13 protein-coding genes and 5 pseudogenes are annotated in these 15,794 nt (G+C 36.6%); 9 read left to right on the forward strand and 9 right to left on the reverse strand.

Annotated elements, in window-relative coordinates:
- Nucleotides 1-22 precede the first annotated feature (22 nt).
- On the reverse strand, nt 23-361 hold the full coding sequence (locus B371_RS0115770) for a hypothetical protein (RefSeq protein ID WP_019415276.1): 339 nt from the start codon (nt 359-361) through the stop codon (nt 23-25).
- A 155-nt stretch (nt 362-516) separates the two neighbouring features.
- Here B371_RS0115770 and B371_RS0115775 point away from each other — a divergent pair, with 155 nt between their 5' ends.
- Nucleotides 517-1,365, forward strand: a complete 849-nt coding sequence (locus B371_RS0115775) for a DUF2268 domain-containing protein (RefSeq protein WP_237721546.1) — start codon at nt 517-519, stop codon at nt 1,363-1,365.
- A 2-nt stretch (nt 1,366-1,367) separates the two neighbouring features.
- Here B371_RS0115775 and B371_RS21925 read toward each other — a convergent pair.
- Together B371_RS21925 and B371_RS24300 are read right to left on the reverse strand one after the other, a co-directional pair.
- Nucleotides 1,368-1,928, reverse strand: a pseudogene (locus B371_RS21925) (class I SAM-dependent methyltransferase); the annotation flags it as partial.
- Between the two features lie 12 nt (nt 1,929-1,940).
- On the reverse strand, nt 1,941-2,072 hold the full coding sequence (locus B371_RS24300) for a hypothetical protein (protein ID WP_019415279.1): 132 nt from the start codon (nt 2,070-2,072) through the stop codon (nt 1,941-1,943).
- 299 nt (nt 2,073-2,371) lie between these two features.
- On the opposite strand from B371_RS24300, the pseudogene B371_RS24130 reads away from it, so the two are divergent.
- The 3 genes and pseudogenes from B371_RS24130 (at nt 2,372) to shc (ending at nt 6,466) form a co-directional block, all read left to right on the forward strand.
- Nucleotides 2,372-3,692, forward strand: a pseudogene (locus B371_RS24130) (IS1380 family transposase).
- Between the two features lie 337 nt (nt 3,693-4,029).
- Nucleotides 4,030-4,143 (forward strand): YjcZ family sporulation protein, encoded by a 114-nt coding sequence (locus B371_RS23005; RefSeq protein WP_019415280.1) that lies wholly within the window; start codon nt 4,030-4,032, stop codon nt 4,141-4,143.
- Nucleotides 4,144-4,552: 409 nt separating this feature from the next.
- Nucleotides 4,553-6,466 (forward strand): squalene--hopene cyclase, encoded by a 1,914-nt coding sequence (gene shc, locus B371_RS0115795; protein WP_019415281.1) that lies wholly within the window; start codon nt 4,553-4,555, stop codon nt 6,464-6,466.
- A gap of 89 nt (nt 6,467-6,555) precedes the next feature.
- Here the strand turns inward: shc and B371_RS0115800 are convergent, their stop codons facing one another.
- From B371_RS0115800 to B371_RS0115815, 4 genes are all read right to left on the reverse strand, one after another.
- Nucleotides 6,556-7,197 carry a GDSL-type esterase/lipase family protein gene (locus B371_RS0115800; RefSeq protein ID WP_019415282.1) on the reverse strand — a complete coding sequence of 214 codons (642 nt, stop codon included), beginning with the start codon at nt 7,195-7,197 and terminating at the stop codon, nt 6,556-6,558.
- A 200-nt stretch (nt 7,198-7,397) separates the two neighbouring features.
- The gene (gene lspA / locus B371_RS0115805) at nt 7,398-7,871 is read right to left on the reverse strand and encodes a signal peptidase II (RefSeq protein ID WP_019415283.1); all 474 of its coding nucleotides are present in this window, start codon (nt 7,869-7,871) and stop codon (nt 7,398-7,400) included.
- A gap of 266 nt (nt 7,872-8,137) precedes the next feature.
- A complete protein-coding gene (locus B371_RS0115810; RefSeq protein WP_019415284.1) occupies nt 8,138-8,578 on the reverse strand; it encodes an OsmC family protein in 441 nt (146 codons plus the stop codon).
- Nucleotides 8,579-9,003: 425 nt separating this feature from the next.
- The gene (locus B371_RS0115815) at nt 9,004-10,332 is read right to left on the reverse strand and encodes an FMN-binding glutamate synthase family protein (RefSeq protein WP_019415285.1); all 1,329 of its coding nucleotides are present in this window, start codon (nt 10,330-10,332) and stop codon (nt 9,004-9,006) included.
- A 713-nt stretch (nt 10,333-11,045) separates the two neighbouring features.
- Between B371_RS0115815 and B371_RS0115820 the strand changes: the two are divergent.
- Nucleotides 11,046-11,249 (forward strand): annotated as a pseudogene (locus B371_RS0115820) (glycerophosphodiester phosphodiesterase); the annotation flags it as partial.
- Between the two features lie 4 nt (nt 11,250-11,253).
- On the opposite strand, the pseudogene B371_RS23010 reads toward B371_RS0115820, so the two are convergent.
- Nucleotides 11,254-11,505: pseudogene (locus B371_RS23010) on the reverse strand (FAD-dependent oxidoreductase); the annotation flags it as partial.
- 146 nt (nt 11,506-11,651) lie between these two features.
- Nucleotides 11,652-11,777 (reverse strand): annotated as a pseudogene (locus tag B371_RS24305) (HD-GYP domain-containing protein); the annotation flags it as partial.
- Between the two features lie 352 nt (nt 11,778-12,129).
- Between B371_RS24305 and B371_RS0115825 the strand changes: the two are divergent.
- Genes B371_RS0115825 through B371_RS0115840 form a run of 4 tightly spaced genes read left to right on the forward strand, consistent with a single transcriptional unit; the run spans nt 12,130 to nt 15,675 of the window.
- Nucleotides 12,130-14,091 carry an aconitate hydratase gene (locus B371_RS0115825; RefSeq protein ID WP_019415287.1) on the forward strand — a complete coding sequence of 654 codons (1,962 nt, stop codon included), beginning with the start codon at nt 12,130-12,132 and terminating at the stop codon, nt 14,089-14,091.
- A 24-nt stretch (nt 14,092-14,115) separates the two neighbouring features.
- The gene (locus B371_RS23825; protein ID WP_019415288.1) at nt 14,116-14,286 is read left to right on the forward strand and encodes a hypothetical protein; all 171 of its coding nucleotides are present in this window, start codon (nt 14,116-14,118) and stop codon (nt 14,284-14,286) included.
- Nucleotides 14,287-14,345: 59 nt separating this feature from the next.
- Entirely contained in the window at nt 14,346-14,861 is a 516-nt protein-coding gene (locus B371_RS0115835; protein ID WP_019415289.1) for a DUF2243 domain-containing protein, read from the forward strand.
- A complete protein-coding gene (locus tag B371_RS0115840; protein WP_019415290.1) occupies nt 14,848-15,675 on the forward strand; it encodes a cytochrome c oxidase assembly protein in 828 nt (275 codons plus the stop codon). Before B371_RS0115835 ends, B371_RS0115840 begins: the two co-directional genes overlap by 14 nt.
- Nucleotides 15,676-15,794: the final 119 nt, after the last annotated feature.

The following is a 15,794-nucleotide window of genomic DNA, read 5'->3' on the forward strand; positions in this document are numbered from 1 at the left end:
TCATTTGAAATTAATCAAAACATTACCATAAAAATGCTGCTGCTAGAGCTATCGCAGCAATAGAACTAAGCCCTATACCATATCCATATCCACCGTATCCACCACCACGTCCGTATCCACCATATCCACCATATCCACCACCACGTCCGTATCCACCATATCCTCCATATCCTCCACCACGTCCGTATCCTCCAAAGAATCCATAACCATAACCACCAAGATTTCCAGTTGGTCGAATCCAGACAGTATCTTTATTTATTCTGGTGATTTCACCCATATGAACCCTACCATCACGGCAAGTAATTCTCACGTTTTTCCCATGGTATCTACAGCACACATTATACAAATCAGAATGAGACATTTTTATCCTCCTTTCAAACGTATTTACATACAAGTATGTATGATTAACTTATGATGCAAATTATTTTTTGTAATAGACAAACGTCTAGAGACATGTATAGTAATTATGCATCCCGAACATATATTAATAGGCGTAGATAAATAAACTATAAAAGGGTGAGATACTTGTCAGTAATTCAAACACAAACATGGCTTTATGAATTTGTGAATAGATGTGAGGAGCAGATAGGAGGAAATTCACATTTTATTCAATGTGAAACTATATGTGTCCCGCTAGTAGAAGCGTTTCCAAAAATAAATCCCGAAGAATTACAATACGAACTTTTAAACCACGGATTATTTGATTCTATTGATTGGGTGACCTTAGGAAATACCGTAATAGAAATGGAATTACACAACATTTGGGGAATTGTTGATCATGAATATAAACTTATAAGAGATTTATGGAATGGTCCAAAGATTCCGATCTTTATATTCCCTGTAAAAAAAGTGAATGTTGAATTAATAGACCGATTTCCTACTAAAAGCGGGGTGGCATATAAAGGCGCATTATTTTTATTTTTGTCTGCGGAGGTACCAATAGAAGAAATTAAGGCATTATTAGCTCATGAATATAACCATGTTTGCCGACTAAACTATTTGGGTTTATCTCCTGAGAAAATCCCTCTAAAGGATTCGCTAATTATTGAGGGGCTAGGAGAGTATGCAGTTAAAGACTTATATGGTGAAAAGTGGCTAGCACCTTGGACAAATCTCTATTCATTTAACGACACTGCCGAAATATGGGCTAAATACTTTATACCGTCTTTGAATCTGGTTGGAATAGGAAACCATGGACATTTTTTATATGGGAATGACAGAAACCCTTTTCCTAAATGGATCGGCTATTATATTGGTTTTCAAATTGTTGATTCTTTCGAAAAAAAGAACGGTCCATTTAATAATTACGAATTATATTGTAAATCTTCTGAAGAACTAATTGCCGGTTCCAGCTATTACTTGTGAAATTAAGTTAAGTAGCACCTAAACGCACGAAAACCAATGAGTTGAGGATGTTGGTCAATAAAATTATTATGCTCATCCCATAAATCATAAAAATCAAGATTTATGTTTTCGGACTGATTAATATCGTTAATTTCATATGGAATCAGATCTACTGGGGCATTAATTATTTCAATTCTAGTAAATCCAGCTTGTTGAAGCTTCAATATCCATTCTTCTTCATTTAAAATTTCATTGATACCGTAAAGGCTAAAAACTTTTCTTTGTAATTCGTCTGACAGGCATTGTTCTGCAGTCATTTCAATCATGATCATACTTCCGTCACTTTTTAATACTCTTGCTAGCTCATCTACCGTTTTAGAAATATCAGGAAAAGCGATAACAGATTCAGCAATAATAAAATCGAAGGAATTATCCTCTAGATTCAAATTTTGTGCATCTCCTTCAATTATTTTGACTCGGGATTCCTTATTTTTAAATCGTTCTCTAGCTTTTTCTAACATAATTGGGTGATTATCTATCCCAGTAACTTGACACTCAAACCTTTGAGCTAAGAAAGCTGCTGTCTGACCAGTTCCTCATCCAATATCTAACACAGATTCAGGTTGAATGATTTCATCTTCCAATCTGGATCGAGTTAGAGCAAAACCACCAGGATGTGCTCCTCCAATTCCAAAATAAGCCAAAAAATATAAATATTCATTTAACATTTTCATCCTCCTATTGTTAGTGTTTTTCCACTAAAAACTATAATATGCTAGCAATTCAGATGTGTAACAGCATGGGGTATTTTATAAATTATGGCACTTGGGTCAGCTGCAGTAATTTGTGTACCCTGTTTGAATAAATATAGATCCTATATTATTCACACAAAAGAACAAAAAAGCGAGAAACTCTTATCACACTAAGAGACTCTCGCTTTTTTGTTTTCACTTATTAAGTGAAAAGAACCCTCCTTTTTGGTATGTTTTAATCACCACAAAAAAAACAAAAAAGGAGAGGATTCTATATGAAAAGTGTACAAGAAACGAGCTTGCAATTCAATAAAAGAGTAAAGATTAATTTTGATGGCGGTGATCTCTCTTCGGATTCCGGATTACTGCTGTACAAAGAATTTGATGAGAAGCTAGGTATTACGGAAATGATGAAAGAAAAAATCAACATCAAAGATTCTTCCTCCCATCACACTCATTTCAATCATGATGTCATCATGCAGAAAGTGTACCAGCATCTCGCCGGCCATCATACGGATAACGCAGCCGATGATCTTCAAGTGGAACCGACGATGCTTCGCATTTTTTCAAAAGAACGATTGGCATCCCAACCAACCATCTCCCGTCTAAATTCAAAAGTAGACGAAGAAACCGTTGATCAATTTCAACAGGCAATTCAATGCTTATTTGATCGTGTTCAACAGGTAAAGCCAAGTGACGGTTTTATCTTTGATATCGATTCTGCGAATTTCGAGACAACAGGAAATCAAGAGAACACTTCATATAACGCACATTCGGACGATGGGCTTTCATCCGTTGTTCTTATTTGATGGGCTAACTGGGGATTGTATCAAAGCTGTCCTCCGAAGTGGAAACGTGTATACCTCAAATGGCGTGATTGAATTTTTGGAGCCCGTTCTGATTCACTTTAAAGAACGATATCCTCACTGTCCCATTATCATTCGCGGAGATAGTGGTTTCGCGTCTCCAGGGTTATATGAATTGTGTGAAAAGTATGATGTACATTTTGTCATTCGCCTAAAGGCCAATGCAAAATTAATTGGGTTTGCCCAAGAATTAGAGGCTCAAGTTACAAAAAATCTCGGTATCACAGTTGAACCATGTGTCTTCTTTAAAGAAATAAACTATCAAGCAGCGTCTTGGCAGATCAAACGAAGGGTGATCATCAAGCTCGAAAAACCGGCAGGTGAACTCTTATTTACCTATACATTAATTGTGACGAGTCTTTCTGCCAATGCTAAAAATGTGGTAAAAACCTATCAAAATCGCGGAACGATGGAGAATTTTATAAAAGAAGGTAAAAATGGTTTTGCGTTTGATTGGTTAAGTAGTCATTCTCAAAAAACAAATGCCATCCGTCTCCAAATGGCCGTGTTAGCTTATAATTTCCATAATTGGTTCCGAAGAATGTGTTTGCCAAACAAAGTCCGCAATCAAACGATGGAAACCATACGCAGTCAACTCATTAAGATTGCAGGAAAAGTCATCCGCTCTGCTCGCTACATCACGTTCAAATTATGCAGTAGTTGCCTATACAAAGATGTATTCTGGCAAACGCTTCGGAATATACAAAACCTGCGAGTCAAAATAGAGTAAATGCATAAAAAGTAATCCAAATTTTAAAAAAATCCGACAGACCAAGGGAGAAGTCTGTCCATTTTTCGTACTCGAAGATAATTGGTATGAACTTTTACTAATTTTCCTGTGCAAAACAAAGAAAAATAAAAAATAAACCACAAAATGAATTCGGATATCAAGATCCCTTTACATTTTGTGGTTTATTTTTGGTGGAAAATTTGTCCCATGAATAATTTGGGATAGATAACAGTTATTGTGTTATTTCTCTTTTGTATATATAAGGAAGGTATATAGCCCTATCATTATCTAATATTGTTCACATTCTATTATGAGCAACAGGAGAGGGGGGAATAAGATGTCTGGATATGGTGGTGGATCAGCATTTGCGTTGATTGTTGTATTGTTTATCCTGCTAATCATTGTCGGAGCTGCTTTTGCTGGCGGTGGTTATGGTGGTGTAGGTTATTAGATGGCCAAAAAATAGTAGGACCCTGTAATGGTCCTACCATTTTTTATTCTATTAGCAATAAAATCAGAATGTGAAAATATATTAAATAGCTTTGTTTTCGTAAAATCAAATAACTATTTAACTGGAGTTCGAAATATCTACTATTTACTTTGTAAATAGTGAAATGAGTATATTAATTTCAATTATATTGACAGAAAACAGGGATGGCAATAGCTGTGAAAGTTGTTCATTTCTTTTGATTAGTAAAGTATTTACATATGCTCTTTTCTCGGCTTCGGAACATATAATTCTAGAAAAATGGGTGCATCATTTTCAGACACAAGTTGATTTCTCACTTCCTCGTATTTTTTAAAAGCTAAACGAATATGTTTAGGTATATTGAATTAATGCTATTGGAAGGAAGATATTTGTGAGTAATACCCCGTCAGACGAAATTAAGCGTATTGTAAGCATCTTGAAGAAAGATCAATCTGAGGTAGGAACTTGGGAATACCCTTTTGAAACAGGTATTACAACGGATGCCTATATGATTATTTTATTGCGCTCATTAACTATTGATGATGAAGAAGAATTAATAAAGGAGCTAGTCGATCGGATTTTGAGCAAACAAGAAGACAGTGGAGCTTGGAAGCTGTTTTATGATGAAGATGGTAATGTCTCTGCCACAATCGAAGCATATTACGCCCTTTTATATTCCGGCTATTGTTCTGACAAGGATGTGCGTATGCAAGCTGCAAGACAATTTATTTTTTCAAAAGGCGGAATAGATAAAAGTAGTTTACTAACAAAAATTATGCTTGCAATAACTGGACAAATTTCATGGTCAAAAATGTTCACTATGCCCACAGAATTTGTTTTACTACCATTGTCATTTCCGTTAAACTTTTTTGACTTCTCTGTCTTTGGAAGGGCGAATATCGCGCCACTCATGATTCTCGCTGATAAGAAATACACAATAAAAACAAATAAAAGTCCAAATATTTCAGATTTATATATTTCAAAACACACTCGGTGGGACGAAGAATATTTATCTTGGGTCCTCTCAAATGAATGGAGTCCTTTTCTTTCATCGATTCAAAGAAAAGTGGAGGACCTAATTGGTTTACCAAAGCAAATTCAGGAACTTGCGGTAGAAAAGACAAAACAGTATATGCTGGAACGAATTGAACCGGATGGTACCTTATACAGTTATTTCACTTCGACATTTTTACTAATTTTCGCCCTGCTTTCCCTTGGATATAAGAAAGACCATCCCACTATCATTCATGCGGTAAACGGATTAAAGGCAATGAAATGCCAAGTTGACGGCAAGACGCATATGCAATTCACTACAGCAACGATATGGAATACAGCTTTAATTAGTTATGCCATGCAAGAAGCTGGCGTCTCAGAATTAGATCCTGTAATTAAAAAAGCAAATCGATTTTTATTAACACGACAGCATTATAAATTTGGGGACTGGGTCATACATAGTCCGCAGAGTCTTCCAGGGGGATGGGGCTTCTCAAATATCAATACAATGAACCCAGATATTGATGATACTACTGCATCCTTAAGGGCTATCTGTAAAACAGTCGATATAAATACCAACGTTCATACGTCTTGGGACAGAGGAATCAAGTGGGTATTTTCAATGCAAAATGATGATGGAGGATGGCCATCATTCGAAAAAGATGTAAATAAAAGCATTCTGTCTATGATTCCAATTGAAGATGCTGAATATTTACTTGCAGATCCATCGAGTGCAGATTTAACAGGAAGAACATTGGAGTTTTTCGGGAATTTTACTAACTTAAAGATGAGCCATGTCTCTATAAAGTTAGGTGTAAATTGGTTATTGGATCATCAAGAACCGAATGGATCGTGGTATGGCAGATGGGGCATATGTTACATTTATGGCTCTTGGGCTGCTATAACCGGACTTGTTGCGGCAGGAATATCACAGGACCATCCTTCCATTCTAAAATCACTCAAATGGCTACGTGATATCCAAAATCCGGATGGGGGATGGGGAGAGTCTTGTAAAAGTGATAAAATGAAAACCTACGTTTCGTTAGGAGCCAGTACATTAACTCATACTGCCTGGGCATTGGATGCGCTGATTGCAGCAGAAGAAAAAGTTACTCCGGAAATAGTAAGAGGAATCAATTATATTTTAGAAAATAATGATAAAGAGGATTGGACAACAGCTTATCCAAAAGGTCAGGGAATGGCTGGTAGTTTCTATATTCATTATCATAGTTATAGATATATTTTTCCTCTGATTGCACTTGCGCATTATCAAAAAAAATTCGCAAATGATAGCCATACGGAAAAATCATAGGTCAAATTGAATATTAACTTATCAGATTGAATTTTTGAGGGACCAATCAAAAAAGAGCCTTAGTGGCTCCTATACATTCCTAATTGAATTTAATTTTTACGTAGACTATCAATACCCAAGTTTATTATGGTCTTCGCTATAACCTCATAACCCCTGTCATTTGGATGGACTCTATCAAAAGATAAGTATTCCTGTTCATGAGATAAAAAAGCGTTGTAAATATCTGCAACCCTTACACTTGAATATTTTTCGGACTTTTTGATATGAAGATTAAATATCTCCACCCATTTAGTAGCTAATGGAAACTCCGGGAAGGGATTGTATAGGTTCGGGATTCTTATTATAAAATGATGGTCACAATCTTTTTTTATTTCATTTATTTTTCTCAACATTTTTGAATAATTGGTTTGACAAGACGCTAGTGCTTCCAAAAACACGTCTTCATCGCCTTCATATTGGAATTTTCTGGTAGCGCTAATTAAGTCATTCCCTCCGGCAGTAATAGTGAGTATTTCTGACTCTTTAATATTCTTCTGGATATAAACATTTTCAAGTTCTTTTAATACATCTCCTGTCTCAAATCCTGGGCGAGCGAATACAAATAAAGAAATTTGTTGTTCAACCTCACATTCAATATACCTTTTATATCTCTGAACAAACCCCGGTGCAAATAACGAAGAACCTATTCCTACCGACAATGAATCCCCTAAAGCCACATATGAAAAAGTCATTAGATTTCCCACCTTTAGAATTAATAGTCACCTTATATATCTATTCCAAAGTTTTGTTGATGTTCCGACATGTAAAAAGCAATTTATATTGCACGTCAATAGAGTCAAAAAAAGACGATGAACTCTAAGTTAAGAGAAAATCGTCTAAGCGTTCTATAATTGATGAAGTGCAATAGGGATTACTATGAAAATAAAGATTCTTAATCAACTTTGATTGTCGTGCTTGTTTTATTCAAGTGTCTTTTTATGATCGACACCATTAATAGGATCATCCCTAAGCGAATTTCTATATCAGCAAAATTAAAAATAGCTGGCCACCATCGAAATGAGATGAAGTCGATGACATAGCCTAATAAAAACCGGTCATAAAGATTACCTAACCCCCCAGCAATTATTAGCGAGAAGCTTAATTTCTCGATAAATGAAGTTGGTTTAAACGTCCACTTAAAGTAGATTACTAACACAATAACTAGTACCTGCAAAATAATAATGAATGTAGTATGTCCGGCTCCAAGACCAAAACTCATTCCTGTATTATGAATTAATGTCCATTGTAACCATTCAGGTATTACTATAATTGTTTCATTAATAGATAATCTATGTTCGAAAAAACGTTTTGTACTAATATCAATAAAAAAGAAAAAAACAGTGAAAAACGTAAAGATATGCTTCATTTTGTCCCATGTCCCATCCTGTGATTTCAGACTTTAAGCGTCTCGTAATCCAAAAATCCCATTGATTATCATATGCATGACTCAACCAAGGGCGAGACTCGCTTCAAATCGAATTTTCATTAAAGTATAAATTGAATTTAAAGAAGTAAAAGTAATCTATCATACAATTCGAGAAATAAAAAGAAGTCGATAGTTATCGACTTCTTTTTAAAGAGATATGAAAGTATAAGATTTACATGGAGAATAGATCTTGTCCCATCTTTATATTATGCTTTCTCCCAAGTGGCTTCAATTGGAATGCCAGCAGCTTTAAACATTGTGAATACTGGGCATCTAGCATCCACTTTTTCTTTTAGTTCATCAATGCGTTCTTGAGTTTCGTCTGTTTTTACTTTTGCGTAAACAGAGACCTGATTAAAAAAAGGTTGTACATCTGCTTGTCCCATTAGACCTCTTGGATCTAATTCGCCTTTCATATCAAATTCAATTCCTTGAAGATTGAACTTCATTTCTTTTGCGACCAGATTTGCAATCACATTTTCACAACCAGCAAGTGAAGCAAGAAGATTGGATATAGGATCAGGTCCTAGATCCGTTCCGCCCATATTTGCTGGCTCGTCAATCGTAATGGCATGTTTATTTATTTTAAGTTCTGATTTCATCTTGTTTGATGTTCCTGTTACTTGAAACTTCATCATATTAGTCAATGTTATTTCCTCCTTTAATTGAGTAAGAACTAACTATAACCGATTTCATCTAATAAGAACGTTAGCTAGCTTACATATGATAAAACACACTTTTTTAACAAATAACAAAATCACTGTACTTCATTGTTATACCACTTTTAATTTCCAAAATACGTTTCAAAGTTGTTGATTTCACTTTATCTTAGAGGAGTACCTCTTCATTATGGTAATGGTATTCATTAAATTCACTGTTCAACTATTCTAAAGAATGAGGTGTTTTCTCAATTCTTTAATACATTGTCTCAAGAATGAAGAAGGTACAAAGCTTATTGGAATGATTCAAATTTTTTTAAGGTGCGAAAGTTGAGCAGTTATTTCCTTTTTTGTCCTTTAGAAGATGTGATGTAGATTAAATTGTAGAATGGTCACAATACCTTCCAATCTTTTCATTTTCTATGACTTGCACCATACCGTATTCCAATAAATTCTGCCAATTCTTTATTTAACGTTACAAGGTCTTCGTGGTTAAGCTCATTTGTTGATTTTTTCCCAATTACTTGGACAGCCGACTTCATTTCTTCTGAACATGATAACAAGAAATTAGCTAAATGTGTGGCACCTTTCTCAACGTCAAAATCATCTTTAAGTTTTCCGTCATAAAGGGCCAATTGAGGTGGTGGATATTCTGGAAGAGCTTTGGTCATTTGACTTTGTAGCGTAGCCATTAAGGCAATGGAGCCGATATAGACAGCATCTGCACCAATTGCTAAAGCCTTTAGAAAATGACCTGGTGTGGTCATTCCGCCTGAGACGATTATCTGATATTTATTTTTCAAGCCTTTTTCTTCTAACCAATGGCACGTTCTTACTAGAGTGTGCAGTGTCGGCAGTCCTATGTCATCCTCTAAAGTTGGTGGTGAACCAGCTGTCCCACCTTCTGAACCGTCTATCGTAATAAAATCTACATCTGTTTTCGAAATAACTTCCAAATCATATTCAATAAAATCAGATCCAGCTATTTTTACACCAACGGGCACATCATGGCTATTTTTTATTCGATTGATTAATTTGACAATATCATCACTCGACTGAACATTAGGAAAACGTGACATAATGGTAGATCCTTCATCTTCATTTAGATCCCAAGTCTCTCTTAAATGGTCTCCAATTTTTTCGCTCTTTGTTTCAATCTCTGCAGCGCCTCCCCAGGCACCTTGCCCGAGTTGGATTTCAATTGCATCTAAGTGATGTAAGTCCTCTTCCTTCATTCTCATAGCTCGATTGTATTGACCAATTAAAAGTTTCGCGCTGTCTCTTTCTTCGGTTGTTAGTCCTGTCTCTCCCGTGTTTGTTGATGTTCCTGCAATGGTCGTTCCTTTTGCGATGGCTACTTTCATTTCGAGGCTTAAAGAGCCACCATAAGACATTCCTGTCAACATGATTGGCATATCCAATTTAAGGGGTTTTTTTGCATTGGGACCAATGACCGTTTTCGTGCTAATCTCACTCTTACTAGCTGTAGGAAGATGAAATAATTGTCGAGGGTTCAACAAAATTTCTTCCCATGGAGATAAGACTACAGGACTTCCAATCGGTCTTTTAAGTTCCTGTCCGGATTGAGCTCGCATGCCAGCTTCCATAATAGCCCGTGGAGTCAGCTTCCCAGCAATAGTTGTCATGAGGAAGGGGTTTTCCGAATATTTACTTGTCAGCATATTTTTCATCGCGGCATCCATAGAAGGACCCATCATCCATAGCATCATTTTATCGAGCATAATCTCACTCCTTTTTTAAAATTCATAGTACTATACTATCTTTACCAAGTTGTGGATTTTTAATCCTGAATTCAGTTATTCAGGATTAATTAACTCATCTTTTATGAGGATTGCCTATTCAGTTTATTGCTCTCCGAGCGGTCATCTCATTTATATGGAATCCACGGTTTCTGTAAAAGAAAAGAAAAATGTTTTCTTTTCGTTATCCAGATTTTTAAAATGAAGTTAACATTTTTGTAGAGCTGGGGTAATGCCCTTGCCTATTTGTTTTACATACATATTTTAAAATTGGAGAGATATACATTTCAACTGTTTATTTAAGTTAAAGCTAATAATTTGGTAATTTTTACCAACGTCTTGTTTACTCTTCTATTCCACACGCACTATGGTTTCCTAATTGATTTCTTTAACCACCGACATAAACTCGGTCAAATTATTCGTAATCTATATAGCCACAAATAATTGAGAATTGGATGAAGACTTCATATAGAATGTTGTAGTTAATATTTTTGCGATACTAATAAATTTTACGGCCTTTACATGGTCATCAATCAATGAAAAATTTATCATTGAAATCCAATGAGTGAATGTAAGAACTAGAATGATTATCGCTGAGGTGGTTATTTATGTACCTAGTCTCACTTTTTTATATCCTCTTAATTTTTGTATGTATAAACGAAGGTATCATTCACCAAGAGAAAAAACCTCTTTGTATTGCACACAGGGGAGCATCTGCCTTTGCTCCTGAAAATACATTTGCAGCCTTTGATAAGGCTGTTCAATTAAAGGCGGATTATATTGAGCTGGATATTCAAATGTCAAAAGACAAAAAAATTGTAGTGATACACGATACAGACGTTAATCGAACTACTAACAGTAAAGGATTTGTAAAAGATTTTACAATTCAAGAATTGAAAACCTTCTTGCTACATAATTGACTTCTCCTGCTCGAGGAAGCGTTTTAGATGGAACACATCCAATATTTACACATGTTCCACCCACCGTTCCGCGCTCAATCATGGCTACTTTTGCACAGTATTCCACAGCTTTTATAGCAGCTGGAAAAGCAGCGCCACCAGAACCAATAATGAGTAGGTCATAATCCTCTTCATCACCCGACGTTACCTCCGTATTTGATTAGACTTCTTTTACTTCACCCGGTTGATAGTTCGCATAACACGTCTAAGCCGATAAAAATAAGCAAAATAGGGGTAGCACAGCATAAAAGCAAAACAACTGTACCAATAATTCCAGTATTGAACATTTTATTATTCTTCATGTATATCTCCATTCTAGGATTCAATCAGGGTTTCAATAATTCGATCAGTAGTGATAGCATCAAATGCATCTGCGATTGATAGGATTCTAGCTTCAAGTGGAATTTCATCTCCTTTAAATCCTGAAGGATATCCTTTCCCGTCATATCTTTCATGATGGTGTCTGATTATCCTCGTTCGACAAATGGGGTTTCGTGATTTGATCTCCGGTTTCAGTATGAATATTCATAATTGGCTGTAGGGCATACATAAACAGGTTTTATTTTTAATAAATGAGTCATACTGTACAAAAAGTACAACCATACTTTGCCACTATGGAAAGTACAACAGCGTCAGGAATTAAAGACTCTGTACTTGTAAATGAGAATGGATTTTCTTAAGAAAACTTGAATATATCCCTCGATTAAACCTGTCCTATTATCTACATAAACACTAAATTAGTGTAAGAACGTATATTTTCCATTGTTAAGGCTACCATATAAAGGAACAAAATTATTTGTGGTTATCAGGAGGAAACTAAATGCCATTAAATGTTGCCCAAAAATTAATTAAAGCCCATTTAGTATCTGGTGAAATGAATCAAGGCAATGAAATTGGTTTGAAAATTGACCAAACTTTAACTCAAGATGCTACGGGAACAATGGTTATGCTAGAACTCGAAGCAATGGGATTAGAACGTGCGAAAACAGAAGTATCAGCTCAATATGTTGACCATAATGTAATTCAAGTTGACCATAAAAACCCGGATGATCATCTTTTTTTGCAAAGTGCAACACGACGTTTCGGATTATACTATAGTCGTCCAGGGAATGGTGTGAGCCATCCTGTTCATATGCAAAGACTTGCTAAGCCGGGTAAAACATTACTTGGATCAGATAGTCACACATGTGCTAATGGATGTATGGGAATGCTTGCCATGGGGGCTGGTGGTATTGATGTAGCCATGGCTATTGCAGGTGAACCTTTTTACGTAAAAATGCCTCAGATTTGGGGAATTAAGTTAACAGGGAAATTAGCTGATTGGGTCAGTGCCAAGGACGTCATTTTAGAGTTATTACGTAGACATGATGTAAAAGGCGGCGTAGGTAAAATCATAGAGTATTATGGTCCAGGCCTTGAAAATTTAAGTGCGATGGATCGCCATGTGATTGCAAACATGGGAGCCGAGTTAGGTGCTACTACATCTGTTTTTCCTTCTGACGGCGAAATTAGACGCTTCTTAAAGGAACAAGAAAGAGAAGATGACTGGTTGGAAATCCTTGCCGATAAAGGAGCAACATATGATATAGATGAGGAAATTAACTTATCTGAAGTAGTCCCACTTATTGCAAAACCATCTAGTCCCGGAAATGTAGTACCTGTGTCATCGATTGCGGGTACACCAATTTACCAATCGTATATTGGGTCATCAGCCAATCCAGGATATCGTGATTTTGCGATTGTTGCTCAAATTGTGAATGGAAAACAAATAGCAGATGATATTTCTTTCGATATTAATCCAACCTCGAGACAATTATTAACCGATTTGGTTCAAGAGGGTCATATCGCTAGTTTACTTCAGTCAGGAGCTCGTTTGCACCAAGCGGGTTGTAATGGATGTATCGGAATGGGACAAGCACCAGCAACAGGTCGCAACAGTTTACGGACAACTCCACGTAATTTTCCTGGGCGTTCAGGAACGAAAGAAGACAGCGTTTATTTATGCAGTCCTGAAACAGCAGCAGTCTCAGCATTAACAGGAAAAATAACAGATCCTAGAACAATGGATTTTAAATATCCAAAAGTAAAAGATCCTAAGAAACCAACCATTGACGTCAATTTATTAGAAGAACCATTGCCGTTAGAAAAGGCTAGGACATTCGAATTGCACAAAGGGCCAAATATCTCATCAATCCCACAAATGGACGAAATGCCTGATCATTTAGTCATTCCAGTGTTACTGAAAATGGGTGATAATATTTCCACCGATGAAATCCTTGCAGGTGGTGCACGTGTCCTACCATTCAGAAGTAACATTCCTGAAATCAGTAAATTCGCTTTCGAAATTATTGATAAAACCTACTATAAGCGCGGGATGGAAAGTGTGAGTCAAGGAGGTCATGCAATAGTTGGCGGGTTCAATTATGGACAAGGCTCAAGTCGTGAACATGCTGCTCTAGCACCAAGACATCTAGGATTACGTGTGGCTCTAGTAAAAGACTTTGCCCGAATTCATTGGCAAAACTTAATTAACTTTGGCGTATTGCCGGTCACATTTGTTAATGTAGATGATTACGATAAAATCAGCAATGGAGACGTTCTTGAGATATCAAATTTAAGATATAACCTAAATCAAGGAAGAGAGTTTCCAATTACGATTAAAGGAAAAAATCATTTAATTCGTGTGCAACATGCTTTATCTGAACGACATTTAGAGATTGTATTAAAAGGCGGATTAATTAACTGGATAAGAGACAAGCAAAAGAATGTCACAAATTTATAAAAACATAAGAGAGGAGGGTGACTAATGGATAGAGAAAACACATGTATAGCTTGTGAAGGAACTGGCATGTTAGCTGATGATGAAGGATGGCAATACCGATGTAGCGTGTGCAGTGGAACAGGGGAATTTCATATTGGGGCCACTAAACCTACTAAAGTGATGTCTGTGGACGAAAATAACCGTTTATTAGATTGAATTCTAGATAACTGGAGCGGGAAGTAGAGTACTGCATATTTGCCACAAAGGAGAATTTTATGGCTAACAAAACTAAAAAATCAAAGAGCCATGCAGAATATGCTAACCGCTCCGAATATTCAGGCCGGAATCTTTTAGGAGGTTTACTATTTGGTCTTGGTTTTGCTGCTTTTGTAGATGAAACAGTTTTTCACCAACTGCTTCATTGGCATCATTTTTACGACAAGTCCACGACTGATATAGGATTGGTCTCTGATGGTTTATTCCATGCGTTCAGTTGGTTTGCCACTATTGGATCTGCATTTTTGTTAGCAGACCTTCATCGTAGGAATGCGTTTTGGCTTAAAAGATGGGTGGGGGGCGTGTTTCTAGGGGCAGGAGCATTCCAGTTATATGACGGAACGGTCCAGCACAAGCTCATGGAGTTGCATCAAATTCGATATAATGTCAATATCATGCCCTATGACGTGATATGGAATCTATCAGCCTTTGCGATGATTGTGATTGGCTACATTCTTCTAGTGAATAATTCATCCTACCAAATAGGCATGAAAGGCTCCGATGCAAATGAATAATCACAATCATAACAACACTGAAGTGATTAGCCAATTCGTCTTTGCTATGCCTATTGTAATGGCATTAGGTTTTTATATATTTGCTGTTATACTTTCAGGTCGTCGCTACATAAAACAGTGGCCAAAATATCGCATTGCTTTTTGGTTTCTCGGCATACTTTGTGCTACCGCTGCAGTCATCGGACCCTTAGCGGAACGTGCGCACGACAATTTCGCTGCGCATATGGTCAGTCATTTACTCCTTGGGATGCTTGCTCCACTTCTTATGGTTTTTGCTGCACCCATGACGCTTATACTACGAACGCTTCGTGTAACTCACGCAAGACGTCTTTATCGTTTACTAAGAAGTTTGCCAGTACGTATTCTTAGCCACCCCATCTTCGCATTAACCATTAATGTTGGAGGACTATGGATATTATATACGACAAACTTATTCATGGTGATGCAGCAAAACATGTTTCTACATATACTAATTCACACTCATGTATTCATCGCAGGATACCTTTTCACTATGTCCATCATCTATATTGATCCGATACCACATCGAACGAGCTTTTACTTCCGTGCAATCATACTACTAGTTGCTTTATCCACACACGGAATCTTGTCTAAGTACATTTATGCGCATCCGCCAAACGGGGTATCCACTGCACAGGCTGAAACAGGTGGAATGCTCATGTATTACGGTGGAGACGCCATTGAAGCTGTGCTAATAATTACCCTTTGTTATCAATGGTTTAAAGCCACCCGACCACGAATCTCGGGTATCAATCCTTCAACACAACCAAGTTTAAACACTGATATTACTTTATAGTGACATGTAAACACCCTCTCCAATTTGAAGATGGCACTGAAAAAGTCCTCAAAAGAATTTTAAAGCGAGTAAGTTAACGACATATTGTTCACTTATTCGCTTTTTATATGGAACCCGTT

Origin of the sequence: Paenisporosarcina sp. TG20 (assembly GCF_000286315.1) — a bacterium.
Classification (GTDB): domain Bacteria; phylum Bacillota; class Bacilli; order Bacillales_A; family Planococcaceae; genus Paenisporosarcina.

Coding starts and splice junctions, on each gene's coding strand:
- B371_RS0115770 (WP_019415276.1), bottom strand. CDS start 361: ATGTCTCATTCTGATTTGTATAATGTGTGCTGTAGATACCATGGGAAA.
- B371_RS0115815 (WP_019415285.1), bottom strand. CDS start 10,332: ATGCTCGATAAAATGATGCTATGGATGATGGGTCCTTCTATGGATGCC.
- B371_RS24300 (WP_019415279.1), bottom strand. CDS start 2,072: ATGTTAAATGAATATTTATATTTTTTGGCTTATTTTGGAATTGGAGGA.
- B371_RS0115800 (WP_019415282.1), bottom strand. CDS start 7,197: ATGACTTTTTCATATGTGGCTTTAGGGGATTCATTGTCGGTAGGAATA.
- B371_RS0115825 (WP_019415287.1), top strand. CDS start 12,130: ATGCCATTAAATGTTGCCCAAAAATTAATTAAAGCCCATTTAGTATCT.
- B371_RS23825 (WP_019415288.1), top strand. CDS start 14,116: ATGGATAGAGAAAACACATGTATAGCTTGTGAAGGAACTGGCATGTTA.
- lspA (WP_019415283.1), bottom strand. CDS start 7,871: ATGAAGCATATCTTTACGTTTTTCACTGTTTTTTTCTTTTTTATTGAT.
- B371_RS0115840 (WP_019415290.1), top strand. CDS start 14,848: ATGCAAATGAATAATCACAATCATAACAACACTGAAGTGATTAGCCAA.
- B371_RS0115835 (WP_019415289.1), top strand. CDS start 14,346: ATGGCTAACAAAACTAAAAAATCAAAGAGCCATGCAGAATATGCTAAC.
- B371_RS23005 (WP_019415280.1), top strand. CDS start 4,030: ATGTCTGGATATGGTGGTGGATCAGCATTTGCGTTGATTGTTGTATTG.